The following is a 12,461-nucleotide window of genomic DNA, read 5'->3' on the forward strand; positions in this document are numbered from 1 at the left end:
AAAGTACGTTTAAATAGCATAACATGAGTTACGATTTTATGACGATCTTGTTATCGTTTTGAATTATCTACTTTATATAAATACTAAATCAAGGGAGTTGTTGGTATGCCTAGGTCTACAGGGACTGCCACTAAGAAAAAAACAACGAAACGAAAAGTTAAAAAGAATTTGGTGATCGTGGAATCACCTTCAAAAGCTAAAACAATTGAGAAATACTTAGGTTCTCGTTATAAAGTTATGGCTAGTTTAGGTCATATTCGGGATCTACCTAAAAGTAAAATGGGAGTTGATGTTGAAAACAACTATGAGCCCCATTACATCTCCATTCGTGGTAAAGGTGATGTGATCAAAGAATTACGTAAAGAAGCTAAAAAAGCCAATCACGTTTACCTTGCAGCCGATCCGGACCGTGAAGGAGAAGCAATTGCTTGGCATTTATCTTATCTATTGGGTCTAGATCCTAAAGATAAAAATCGCGTGGTCTTTAATGAGATTACTAAAGATGCCGTTAAAAATGCATTCAAGAATCCACGTGCGATCGATATGAATTTAGTTGATGCTCAACAAGCTAGACGCGTCTTAGACCGCTTAGTAGGATATTCGATCTCACCTTTACTTTGGGCTAAGATCAAAAAAGGACTTTCAGCTGGACGAGTGCAGTCAATTGCGCTTAACTTGATCATTCAACGAGAAAACGAGATCAAAGATTTTGTTCCAGAAGAATATTGGACGATCGATTCTGAATTTAAAAAGGGTAGAGCAAAATTTGAAGCTAGCTTTTATGGAATCAATGGTAAGAAAAAAGCACTCAAAAATAATGAAGATGTGCAAAAGATCTTAGCTAAGATCAATACTAAACAACCTTTTAATGTTACTAAAGTTGATAAAAAAGAAAGAAAACGGATGCCACAGCCACCGTTTACAACTTCAACTTTACAACAAACCGCTAATAACACACTGAAATTCAAGACACAAAAGACTATGATGGTCGCTCAACAGCTCTATGAAGGAATCAGTTTAGGTAAAAGTGGGACGGTTGGATTGATCACTTATATGCGTACTGACTCGACCCGAATCTCTGCGGTTGCTAAACATGAAGCCTCAACTTTTATCCATGAAGAGTTTGGGGAAGAATACGCAGCCTTAAAACCACGTAAAACTAAGCTTTCTGAAGGTGCCCAAGATGCTCACGAAGCAATTCGCCCTTCATCTGTAATGCGTACACCAAAATCAATTGAACAATATCTCACTAAAGACCAATTAAAATTGTACACTTTGATTTGGTCACGCTTTGTTGCAAGTCAGATGACACCTGCTATCGTTGATACAATGCGTGTTGACTTAACGCAAAATGGCGTTACTTATCGCGCAAATGGTTCAAAATTGAAATTTGATGGTTTTACTAAGGTTTACGCTGAATCTAAGCGCAAAGATAATGTCTTGCCTGAGTTAGTGGAAAATGATGAAGTTTTAATGGTCAAAAATCAACCAAACCAACACTTTACTTTACCACCAGCTCGTTACACAGAAGCTACTTTGATCAAAACGCTTGAAGAAAATGGGGTTGGGCGTCCTTCAACTTATGCGCCAACATTAAATGTCATTCAAAAACGTTACTATGTAAAACTAGCTGCACGTAAATTTGAACCAACTGAATTGGGTGAGATCGTTAATACGATGATCGAAGAATGTTTCCCTGATATCTTAAATGTTGATTTCACGGCTAATCTTGAAGGGCAACTCGATGAGATCGAAGAAGGAAAACAAGAATGGGTCTCGATCATCGATGCATTCTACCAACCATTCTCAAATGAAGTTAAAGAAGCTTCAGAAAAATTAGCCAAAGTCACGATCAAAGATGAACCAGCTGGTTTTAACTGCGAGATCTGTGGCGCACCTATGGTCGTAAAGATGGGGCGCTATGGTAAATTTTATGCATGTAGCCGTTTCCCAGATTGTCGTAACACTCAAGCGATCATTAAACAAATTGGGGTAAAATGTCCGGTTTGTGGTCGTGGTGAAGTGGTTGAACGCAAATCAAAGAAAAACCGTGTCTTTTACGGTTGCTCACGCTATCCTGAATGTGAATTTGTTTCCTGGGATAAACCTGTAGGGCGTAATTGTCCAAAATGTGACCATTACCTAGTTTATAAAAAGACTAAACAAGGACAACAAGTTAAGTGTCCTAATGGCGATTATGAAGAAGCTATTCAAAAATAAGAATTAAGGAGTTTTAAATGACAACTACTAGCATTAATGTTATTGGTGCCGGTTTAGCCGGTAGTGAAGCCGCATGGCAAATTGCAAAACGTGGCCTCAAAGTTCGACTTTACGAAATGAGGCCTGAAAAAAAGACCCCAGCTCACCATACACAAAATTTTGCTGAATTGGTCTGCACTAACTCATTACGTGCAAACCAATTAACAAATGGTGCTGGCTTGTTAAAAGAAGAGATGCGTCGCTTAGATTCAATTATCATGGAAGCAGCAGATAAACATAATGTTCCTGCTGGTGGCGCTTTAGCCGTTGACCGCGAGACTTTCTCAAGTGCAGTCACGGAAAAATTGACAAATCATCCTAATATTGAAGTTGTCAGAGAGGAATTAACTGAGATTCCTGAAGGATTAACGGTTATTGCTACTGGTCCATTGACTTCTGATCCATTAGCACAAGCAATCAAAAAATTGACTGATGATGAAGGTCTTTACTTTTACGATGCAGCTGCGCCGATCGTTGAAAAATCATCCCTTGATATGGATAAGATCTATCTAAAATCGCGGTATGATAAAGGAGAAGCGGCTTATCTCAACTGCCCGATGACAGAAGAAGAATTCTATAACTTCTATCATGAATTAATCAACGCTGAAATGGCAGAATTACATGATTTTGAAGATCAAAAGTTCTTTGAGGGATGTATGCCGATCGAGCAAATGGCTTCACGTGGTGAAAAAACGATGCTCTTTGGCCCATTAAAGCCAGTTGGTCTAGAAGATCCAAAGACAGGCAAAGAGCCTTTCGCCGTTGTTCAATTACGTCAAGATAATGCAGCAGGTAATCTTTATAACCTAGTCGGTTTCCAAACACACCTTAAATGGGGTGAACAAAAGCGCGTCTTTTCAATGATCCCTGGTTTAGAAAATGCTCAATTTGTGCGCTATGGTGTTATGCACCGTAATACTTACTTGCGTTCACCTGAATTTTTAAACGCAACTTATCAAACGAAAAAACGCTCAGATCTTTTATTTGCAGGGCAGATGACTGGGGTCGAGGGTTATGTTGAAAGTGCTGCTAGTGGGCTTTACGCAGGCATCAATGCTGCTTTGATCGCTCAAGGCAAAGCTCCGGTCATTTTCCCAGAAGAAACGATGATGGGAGCAATGGCATATTATATCACGCATGCTAGTCCAAAGCATTTCCAACCGATCAATGCTAACTTTGGGATCATTCCACGACTAGACAAACGGATCCGCGATAAGCGTGAACGTAACTTAGCGCTCTCAAATCGTGCGTTAGACGTTTTAGAAACTTTTAAAATAAAAGCAGAATTATAGTTATAAGTAGGTCAACTTGCTTTTTTGAAAAGTATAGTTGACTTTTTTATAACCATTAAGCCAAAATTTCATAGGGTTAGTATCTTGACTAATATTGACCAATGTTAGAAAATAGCTTTATATAGGTAAGGGAGCCAGGTAAATGGAACAAAAATGGATCAATGAATTCAAAGAATATTTACGTGTTGAACGCCAATATTCGCCTAAAACGATCACAGCTTATTTAGAAGATCTCACTGAATTTTGTGATTTTTTAACCGAGACTGGTAAAACTAAGTCATTTACAGAAATTACTAAGTTTGATGTCCATGTCTTTATGAGTGAGTTATACGATCGTAATTTAAAGATGACGAGTATTTCTCGTAAAGTATCGAGTTTACGTGCCTTTTTTCATTTTTTGATGCGCAATGGCTATGTAAAACAAGATCCATTTGCTTATGTTCAAATCAAACAAAATCCACGCCGACTTCCACGTTTTTTTTACGAAAAAGAACTGACCTTATTATTTGAGGAAACAAATGGAAACGATAAACTTTCTATCCGCGATAATGCTTTATTAGAGACACTATATTCAACTGGGATGCGGGTCAGTGAGTGCACCGGATTAAAAGTCAATGACATTGATTTTGAATTAAAAACGATGCTTCTTCATGGTAAAGGGCGCAAAGATCGTTATGTACCTTTTGGCTCATATTGTGATAAAGCGCTCAAACGCTATTTAACTAAAGCACGTAAGCCACTTATGGAAAAATATCACCATGAGCATGAATATGTTTTTGTTAATCATCATGGTGAACCGATCACACCAGCGGGAGTCTCATATGTCTTAGACCAAATTTTAATGCGTAGTTCACTTTCTAGCTCGATCCATCCCCATGAATTACGCCATACTTTTGCAACACATATGCTAAGTAATGGGGCAGATCTTAGAACAGTGCAAGAATTGTTGGGGCATAGTAGTTTATCGACAACTCAAATTTATACACATGTCACGCCAGAACACTTACAACGTGATTATCGTAAGTATTTTCCACGGGCGTAATTTTAGGAGGAATAAATATGCCAGTATCATTTCATGCTACTACAATTTGTGCTGTTAGACACAATGGACATACAGCTATGGCTGGGGATGGCCAAGTAACCATGGGCGAAAAAGTTATTATGAAGGGCTCTGCACGTAAAGTTAGACGCATTTACGATAATAAAGTCGTTGTTGGTTTTGCTGGAAGCGTAGCAGATGCGTTTAATCTCGAAGATCGTTTTGAAAAAAAGCTCAACCAATACAGCGGTAATCTCCAACGGGCTGCCGTTGAATTAGCCCAAGAATGGCGGAGTGATCAAGCCCTTCAAAAGCTTGAAGCCTTATTGATCGTGATGGATAAAGATAATCTCCTATTAGTTTCGGGCTCTGGTGAAGTTATCGAACCTGATGACAATGTTCTTGCGATTGGTTCTGGTGGTAATTACGCCTTTGCTGCAGCTAAAGCAATGACAGCTTACGCTAAAGACTTATGTGCAGCTGAGATTGCCCAAAATGCAATTTCAATCGCTGGAGATATTGATATCTTTACTAATCACAATATTATTGTTGAAGAACTTTAACTAAGGAGTGAAGACTTTGAAACATAGTGAAAAGACACCTAAACAAATCGTTGCTGAATTAGACAATTATGTTATCGGTCAAGATCAAGCAAAACGCGCGATCTCTATTGCTTTGCGTAATCGATACCGTCGAATGCAACTACCAGAAGAAATGCAAGAAGAGATCACCCCTAAGAATTTGATGATGATCGGACCTACTGGGGTCGGTAAAACTGAAATTGCTAGGCGTTTAGCAAAAATCGTGGATGCTCCATTCATCAAAGTCGAAGCAACCAAGTTTACTGAAGTTGGTTATGTTGGTCGTGATGTTGAATCAATGGTTCGTGATCTTGTTGAAGTTTCATATAAAATGGAACAAGATGAATTATTTAAACAAGTCCGAAGCCAAGCAGTTCAAAAAGCTGATAAACGCTTAGTTAAGTTACTTGTGCCTGCACAAAAACAGCAAAATCGTCAAAATAACCAAGAAAACTTTATGAAATTAATGCGTGATCTGCAAAACGGTAAATTACCTGAAATGCCTGGTGCACAAGCAGAAGAAGAAAACGTGACTGAAGACGTAAAACAAAAACGTCTCAGTGTAGCTGAAAAACTTCAACGTGGCTTACTTGAAAATGAAGAAGTTACGATCCAAATGGAAGACCCAGCACAAAAATTCCAAGGTTCCGATGGGATGTTAGGGCAAATGGGGATCGATCTTTCTGACACATTAGGGGCACTTTCACCTAAAAAGATGGTAACACGAACAATGCCGGTTAAAGAAGCACGTGAAGTTTTGGTTCGTGAAGAATCAGAAAAATTGATGAATACAGCTGACGTTGCTAATGCTGCAATCAAACGTGCTGAAAATACTGGGATCATCTTTATCGATGAAATTGATAAGATCACATCAAAATCAAAACAAAATGCTGGTGAAGTTTCACGTGAAGGGGTCCAACGAGACATCTTGCCAATCGTGGAAGGTTCACAGATCAAAACTAAATATGGAATCATTAAGACTGATCATATCTTATTTATCGCTTCAGGTGCTTTCGCTCAAACAAAACCAAGCGATTTGATCGCTGAATTACAAGGGCGCTTCCCGATTCGCGTCGAATTAGAAGATCTCAGCAAAGATGATTTCGTTAAGATCTTAACTGAACCAAATAATGCTTTGATCAAACAATATATTGCGATTATCGGCACAGATAATATCAAGGTAACATTTACGATCGAAGCAATCGAAAAAATTGCAGAAATCGCTTATAAAGTTAACCATGAAACAGATAACATCGGGGCTCGTCGATTACACACGATCCTTGAAAAATTACTCGAAGACCTACTCTTTGAAGGTCCAGATATGCAAATGGGTGAGATCACGATCACGGAAGCTTATGTAGAAGAAAAAGTCGGTAAGATCGTGGCAGATAAGGATCTTAGTCAATATATCCTTTAATCCGAACAATTTTGACTTCCTTAAAAGTCTAGCCTCGGAAAAATTTGATAATCTAACGAACAATAAAGTGTTCAAAACTAATATTTGTTCGCAAATAAACAAAAAAGATGCTTTTCGTAATTGAAAAGCATCTTTTTATTTGTCTTAAAAGACATTAATTTTAAATCCAGTTTTAAATTCACCAGTAGCAGCTAATTCATTGATTGCGTATTTGTGCTTAAAATCACCATCAGCCGTGATTGGATCGGATAATGCCCACCACGGTTCAAGACAGACAAAATCGCCCTTAGCAGGATAGCAAGACCAAATTCCGACTGCTTTAGCATCATCTGCTTCAATGCTTACGCCATGACCATGTTTTTTGCTCTTTAGTGTAATAACTGCAGGCTCTTGTTCCAAATTATAGATAATAGCATCATCTTTGAATAATTCATGCGAAACTGCTAAATCCGTATCTTTTAAAGCAGTTTGGTCAAGATCAAGATAACCATCTTTTAATGGGATATGAAGGCGTTTCTTTGCTGGAGAAATTTGAACTTCATAATCAGTATATTGATCAGCTAGTTCTAATTTAGTTGAAAAAGCAGGATGAGCGCCAATTCCAAAATAAATCGTTTCTTCCATTGGGTTAACAACACGATAAGTCACCGAAATCCCATTATCATCAAGCTGATATGCTAATTGCAACACAAAATCATAAGGATATTTTTGCTTGGTCTCTTTTGTAGCACGTAATTCAAAACAAGCACTCGTTTCTGTCTGCTCGATCACCATAAAATCCATATCACGCGCAAAGCCGTGTTGCGTAAGGTGATAGCTTTTTCCATCAATTTGGTATGTATCATCCTTTACTCGTCCTTCAATTGGAAAAAGGACAGGGGAGTGACGTCCCCAATACTTGCTGTCACCACTCCACATATATTGAATTTGTGTATCTTTTGCAAGTAAACTTACTAATTCTGCACCATGTTCATTGATCACAGCACGTAATTTACCATTTTCTAAAATAACTGCCATATGTTTTAGCGTCCTTTCAATATATTTATTTAGGGATGCATTCCCCCTAAGATTATAGCAAAAATAAATAAGCTTGCTCTAGTCAAACAAGCTTATTTACGTTGTTGTCTTCTTTTATATCCAAGACCAAATGGTACCATATTTTCAGTCCCATTTTTGATCCGTTCAATATTTCCAAAGTGGCGAATAAAGACAAAGACTGTTAAAGCTGCTGCTACGATGGAAAGGATCACGTCATGGAAAAATAGTGATACGATCGTAATGAGCAAAAAACCTAACATACTTGCAACACTGACCATACTGGAAAGGTATAGTGTGACCAAAAAGATCGCCCAGGCAATCACGAAGAATAGGGGATTATATACTAACAAGACCCCCACACTAGTTGCAACTGCCTTACCACCTTTAAAGTTAGCAAATACTGGAAAAACGTGCCCAATAATAGCTGATAGCCCGATCAATAAAACATTAGCATTCGAATGAAAAACAAATGGTAGTAGGGCTGCTAACGTTCCTTTAAGCATGTCCATCACTAAAACGATGATACCTGCTTTTTTACCTAGGACACGAAAGGTATTCGTAGTCCCCATATTCCCACTACCATAGTCTCGAACATCCTTACCATACATTAACTTTCCGACCCAAACGCCAGAAGGGATGGAACCTAAAAGATATCCGATAACTAGCATAATTGCTATTTTTAATGTTTCAGACAATAAATACGCCTCCTAAAAAAACGATACGCTTTATTGTACTCATTTTTTTAATAGGTTTCAACACCATTTAAACCTATTTACATTTGTAATACTAAAGAACGTAAGCAAAAATCACAAAAAGACCTGCTAATAAGAAACCGATCCCGATAACTATGGTCAAAGCTTTAAGTTCGCCGGGAGCTTCATCCCAAGCAATATTTTCATCATTGCCAGTAAGCGAAGCTGTATGTCTTAAAACCGCTAAGTTAAAGCCGGCTAATAAGAACAAGACACTCATGACACAATAGCCGATTAGCGCAAAGACTGGTATTTTAGTGAGATTACCGATGATCAGTAAAACCACACTAACTAATAATGAAATTGCAAAAGATAAACGTGAACTCAATATAAACCATCTCCTAAAAAACATTAACTGTACCTTCATTATGGCACTTTTTGTGAATTCCGACAAATATTTACTAATAAAAACGATAAATTTTTAAAATTAAGTAGGGATGTCGCATATCTCGGAACCGTTTACAGATTCGTGTAACGATGATAGAATTACATCAGAGAGGTGATAAAATGTTAGTTGCTATTTTGTCATTACCAATTATGTATCTTATATTTAGAGATAGGTTAAAAGGTTGGGATTTATTTGAAACTCTCCATGCAGGTTTTTATATCGTTTTAGTAGTATACCTTTTATGGGGAGAGGATATCATATCGTGGCTAAACTGAATAAAAGATTAAGATATCATTTTGTTTTAGATATTATCTGTCTAGTGATTATCATTTATAAAAAGAAGGTATATACTTTAAAAATATAATGTAAATACTTGTAGTTGACTCGTTCATACAGATTACTATATCATAATCATATGGTTGAGGTTTTTGATACCATGTTGCACCAATACTACATGAACGGCAATTCATATAGTAAATAAGCACCTAATTGGAAAAATACTGGTCAGGTGCTTATTTTTATTTATTATTTTGTTTTCAAATATACTAGTCATAACATTAAAACTGAACGCTGCAAATAAGAACGTCTATTTGCATTATAAAATCTTAGTTTTATAAATAATTTCGGTCAAGTTGCTATTATCAACTTGGCTCTTTTTATAGAGAAAATACCTAGAAATAAAAACCGACTTAGTATTGAAAATGAGGGTTAAAAGAATACTATAAAGGATTTAAACAGCCAACTCCTAGAAAAGGATGGAAAATTACGACAGGTTAAGGCTGGCAATCGTTACATATAAGCATAAGAAAAGGGGAGAATCAAAATTTTGATTACATTAGCTGGGATTATTGGATCGGGAAAGTCGAGTCTGACAGAAATTTTATCAAAAGAGTTGGGAACAAAGGCTTTCTACGAACCAGTAGAAGATAATCCCGTTTTACCATTATTTTATAAGGGGAATGAAATCGCTGCGAAGAAACGTGCAGAGGGTGATAAGGAAGCCACCAATCCGTATGCCTACTTATTACAGACCTTCTTTTTAAATAGAAGATTTAAAATGATTAAGCAAGCTATGCAAGAAGACAATAATGTGCTTGATCGGTCTATTTACGAAGATGCAATTTTCATGAAGATGAACACTGACATGGGGAACGCTACTAAGGTTGAGTATGATATTTATCAAAAATTACTGGATAATATGTTAGAAGAATTACCATACGCTGCTCATAAGAAATCACCTGACCTTATGGTTATGATCTATGTATCATACGACACCATGATTAAGCGTATCCAGAAACGTGGTCGAGAATACGAACAAGTTGAAAACGATCCGGCATTAGTTGAGTATTATCAGCGTCTCTTGCACTATTATGATTCATGGAAGGAAGAATATGATGCATCTCCGCTATTAGTTATTGACGGAGATAAATATGATTTCGTAAATAATGAAGAAGACCACAATAAAGTATTGAATATGATCGAAGCCAAACTTGTCGATCTAGGTAATTTAACAAAAGAAGAGTTTAGTGATATTAAGAAAGGAAGATAGTATGCGATTTCAAAATTATAATAATACTAAAGAAGACTATCTAGAGACTGTTCGTAAAAGCTTCCAGAATACTCTAGATGAAAGCTTAGCTAGAATACGTAGAAGAAAAGATGGCATTTATTATGAGAACAAGGGTAAACTTCCAGATCCCCATAACAAACCTAAACCTACGGTAGTACCAGGGGACTTCGTATATGTACAATATCCCCCTAACACAAATAATGTAGCTAAAACAGTTTATTTTGCAGCAGGATGGTTTACAGATAAGCAAAATAAAGCTTATAAATTAGCTATGGATGCTATCGAAAAGAATCCAACTATCGATCGAGAAAATAGCTATGTTCCCCTGGAACACCAATATAAAGGCTTGCGTGTAGATGAACATCCAGAACTACTGGGAGACAAGGAATGGGCAACTGCTACATTTAATGGTGATTGTTTGGGAATTAAGAGTTCTGATATTTTTCTTTGCACGTACATTCCAGATGAAGAAGATATTGGGTATGGTGTTGAACTTGGATTAGCTAAGAGTCTAGGAAAATATATTGTGGTAGTTATTCCAGATGAAGATTACGGCAAACCGATTAATTTGATGAGTTGGGGTGTTGCTGATAAATCTATTAAGATGTCGGAATTGGAAAATTTTGATTTCAACAAACCAGAATTCAACTTCTATGAAGGTGCAGTTTATTAATTTACAATTTACTATTCTAATATATGAACGCAGCAAATAAAGACGTCTCTCAGCACTAAAATTATAATAATGGTGATCCATTACATTGTAAAAAGTATGCCAGGCTATTCACCCTAGCTCCTTGCAAACGTGGCATATTTTTTAGAAGAGCTAACAAAAACGTGGTAATCACCATTGTTATAAAGGCAGAGGACACAATATAGTTTTGAAGTTTAATTGAAGGAGAGAATATGACAACTTTTTTTATTTCAGACATGCACTTTGGCGATAAAAGTGTTATGAGCAAATATGATAAAAGACCATTTGAGACACTTGATGAGATGGAAAAGACAATGATACAAAGGTGGAATAAGCGAGTATCTGATAATGATAAGGTTTATATTCTAGGGGATATGTTTCATAAGAGTGTTTCCGTAGAAAAAGCTGAAAGTATCTTGTCACAACTAAATGGTAAAAAGTACTATATTATAGGTAATCATGAAGAGACTGTTGAGCAAATGCGTGGTGAATGGCTTACAAGAATGCTACACCATTGTGAAGATGAATCAATTATTCAGATTCTATCCTATAAAAATACTGAAGTTCTTAAAATCGATGGTTGGGAAGTTATATTGAGCCACTATCCAATGCTGGCAAACAAGAATACTTTTAACTCAAACAATAAACGAACCATTCATTTGTATGGACATGTTCATAATTCTCAAGAAGAGAAGCTCTTTCAACTTTCAAAACTTGCTCGTATGTATCATAAAAAAACTGTTAATAAAAATCTGTCATTAAATGTCGGGTGTATGATGCCATACATGAATTATACACCTAGAACCCTGGAAGAATTAATCGATATAGCTAAAGAGGAAAATAAAATACTGTTTTCAATTCAACAAAATAGTTACTTCTTTTTACATCTCGATAAACAGTTGGGAGATTTAAAAACGTATCATGATGAATGGTTATTGAGAAAAATTAAGGATAAAATCTCTATCTAGGATATATAGGACGTTGAAAAGATAGTACGCTTGTACGCTAAAGCCCCAAGAAGATTACAGCTCCTTGGGGCTTTTACATATTCGAAGATTTAAGATCTTTTCTATACACTTAACCATTTAAGTGTTATAATGATAAAAGAAAAGAGATAGTGCTACCAACACCATCTCCTGTGGAAACCGTTAAAGACGGTGACTTTTAGACAGTTTATTAAATAACCTATAAACCATCTTACTCGTCAAAGTTAAGGATGGTTTATTTTTTATTAATCAGTTTGATTAACTCAACAACTAAGCCAATAAACGTAAGGATAAAAGTTCCAAACGCTAGCATTAGTTGTAACGCATCTGAAATAGACACGTTTTTCTTCCTTTCTGTGGGATCTGAGTTTATAGTATTTACACCATAAGCATCACGACCTTTCAGTCCAGAAGTCACCATCTCAACTTTTCCAATAGTTATTATAAC

General features: G+C 36.5%; 11 protein-coding genes and 1 pseudogene. 8 read left to right on the plus strand and 4 right to left on the minus strand.

The window, feature by feature from the left end:
* Nucleotides 1-105: 105 nt before the first annotated feature.
* The 5 genes from topA to hslU all read left to right on the plus strand — a co-directional run bounded on the left by topA (nucleotide 106) and on the right by hslU (nucleotide 6,588).
* The gene (gene topA / locus FC32_RS07945) at nucleotides 106-2,220 is read left to right on the plus strand and encodes a type I DNA topoisomerase (protein ID WP_056957369.1); all 2,115 of its coding nucleotides are present in this window, start codon (nucleotides 106-108) and stop codon (nucleotides 2,218-2,220) included.
* 17 nt (nucleotides 2,221-2,237) lie between these two features.
* On the plus strand, nucleotides 2,238-3,551 hold the full coding sequence (gene trmFO / locus FC32_RS07950) for an FADH(2)-oxidizing methylenetetrahydrofolate--tRNA-(uracil(54)-C(5))-methyltransferase TrmFO (protein WP_025088048.1): 1,314 nt from the start codon (nucleotides 2,238-2,240) through the stop codon (nucleotides 3,549-3,551).
* Nucleotides 3,552-3,693: 142 nt separating this feature from the next.
* Nucleotides 3,694-4,593 carry a tyrosine recombinase XerC gene (gene xerC, locus FC32_RS07955; protein ID WP_025088047.1) on the plus strand — a complete coding sequence of 300 codons (900 nt, stop codon included), beginning with the start codon at nucleotides 3,694-3,696 and terminating at the stop codon, nucleotides 4,591-4,593.
* A gap of 17 nt (nucleotides 4,594-4,610) precedes the next feature.
* A complete protein-coding gene (hslV, locus tag FC32_RS07960) occupies nucleotides 4,611-5,153 on the plus strand; it encodes an ATP-dependent protease subunit HslV (protein WP_056957370.1) in 543 nt (180 codons plus the stop codon).
* Nucleotides 5,154-5,169: 16 nt separating this feature from the next.
* The gene (gene hslU, locus FC32_RS07965) at nucleotides 5,170-6,588 is read left to right on the plus strand and encodes an ATP-dependent protease ATPase subunit HslU (RefSeq protein WP_025088046.1); all 1,419 of its coding nucleotides are present in this window, start codon (nucleotides 5,170-5,172) and stop codon (nucleotides 6,586-6,588) included.
* Between the two features lie 144 nt (nucleotides 6,589-6,732).
* Here hslU and FC32_RS07970 read toward each other — a convergent pair whose 3' ends face one another.
* From FC32_RS07970 to FC32_RS07980, 3 genes are all read right to left on the minus strand, one after another.
* Nucleotides 6,733-7,605, minus strand: coding sequence for an aldose 1-epimerase family protein (locus FC32_RS07970; protein ID WP_056957371.1), 873 nt, complete (start codon nucleotides 7,603-7,605; stop codon nucleotides 6,733-6,735).
* A 92-nt stretch (nucleotides 7,606-7,697) separates the two neighbouring features.
* The gene (gene plsY, locus FC32_RS07975) at nucleotides 7,698-8,294 is read right to left on the minus strand and encodes a glycerol-3-phosphate 1-O-acyltransferase PlsY (protein WP_035460310.1); all 597 of its coding nucleotides are present in this window, start codon (nucleotides 8,292-8,294) and stop codon (nucleotides 7,698-7,700) included.
* Between the two features lie 118 nt (nucleotides 8,295-8,412).
* A complete protein-coding gene (locus FC32_RS07980) occupies nucleotides 8,413-8,706 on the minus strand; it encodes a hypothetical protein (protein WP_025088044.1) in 294 nt (97 codons plus the stop codon).
* A gap of 886 nt (nucleotides 8,707-9,592) precedes the next feature.
* Here FC32_RS07980 and FC32_RS07985 point away from each other — a divergent pair.
* From FC32_RS07985 to FC32_RS07995, 3 genes and pseudogenes are all read left to right on the plus strand, one after another.
* The gene (locus FC32_RS07985; RefSeq protein WP_035460306.1) at nucleotides 9,593-10,315 is read left to right on the plus strand and encodes a deoxynucleoside kinase; all 723 of its coding nucleotides are present in this window, start codon (nucleotides 9,593-9,595) and stop codon (nucleotides 10,313-10,315) included.
* A 229-nt stretch (nucleotides 10,316-10,544) separates the two neighbouring features.
* A pseudogene (locus FC32_RS07990) lies at nucleotides 10,545-11,009 on the plus strand (nucleoside 2-deoxyribosyltransferase); the annotation flags it as partial.
* Nucleotides 11,010-11,239: 230 nt separating this feature from the next.
* Nucleotides 11,240-11,995 carry a metallophosphoesterase gene (locus tag FC32_RS07995; RefSeq protein WP_056957372.1) on the plus strand — a complete coding sequence of 252 codons (756 nt, stop codon included), beginning with the start codon at nucleotides 11,240-11,242 and terminating at the stop codon, nucleotides 11,993-11,995.
* 253 nt (nucleotides 11,996-12,248) lie between these two features.
* On the opposite strand, the gene FC32_RS11080 is transcribed toward FC32_RS07995, so the two are convergent.
* Nucleotides 12,249-12,434, minus strand: coding sequence for a putative holin-like toxin (locus FC32_RS11080; RefSeq protein WP_155891471.1), 186 nt, complete (start codon nucleotides 12,432-12,434; stop codon nucleotides 12,249-12,251).
* Between the last annotated feature and the right edge of the window lie 27 nt (nucleotides 12,435-12,461).

Source organism: Ligilactobacillus apodemi DSM 16634 = JCM 16172 (assembly GCF_001434405.1).
GTDB lineage: Bacteria > Bacillota > Bacilli > Lactobacillales > Lactobacillaceae > Ligilactobacillus > Ligilactobacillus apodemi.

Excerpts from the sequence above, each read along its gene's own strand:
- topA (WP_056957369.1), top strand. The coding sequence starts at position 106 with ATGCCTAGGTCTACAGGGACTGCCACTAAGAAAAAAACAACGAAACGA.
- xerC (WP_025088047.1), top strand. The coding sequence starts at position 3,694 with ATGGAACAAAAATGGATCAATGAATTCAAAGAATATTTACGTGTTGAA.
- FC32_RS07995 (WP_056957372.1), top strand. The coding sequence starts at position 11,240 with ATGACAACTTTTTTTATTTCAGACATGCACTTTGGCGATAAAAGTGTT.
- FC32_RS07970 (WP_056957371.1), bottom strand. The coding sequence starts at position 7,605 with ATGGCAGTTATTTTAGAAAATGGTAAATTACGTGCTGTGATCAATGAA.
- plsY (WP_035460310.1), bottom strand. The coding sequence starts at position 8,294 with ATGCTAGTTATCGGATATCTTTTAGGTTCCATCCCTTCTGGCGTTTGG.
- hslV (WP_056957370.1), top strand. The coding sequence starts at position 4,611 with ATGCCAGTATCATTTCATGCTACTACAATTTGTGCTGTTAGACACAAT.
- FC32_RS11080 (WP_155891471.1), bottom strand. The coding sequence starts at position 12,434 with ATGGTGACTTCTGGACTGAAAGGTCGTGATGCTTATGGTGTAAATACT.
- trmFO (WP_025088048.1), top strand. The coding sequence starts at position 2,238 with ATGACAACTACTAGCATTAATGTTATTGGTGCCGGTTTAGCCGGTAGT.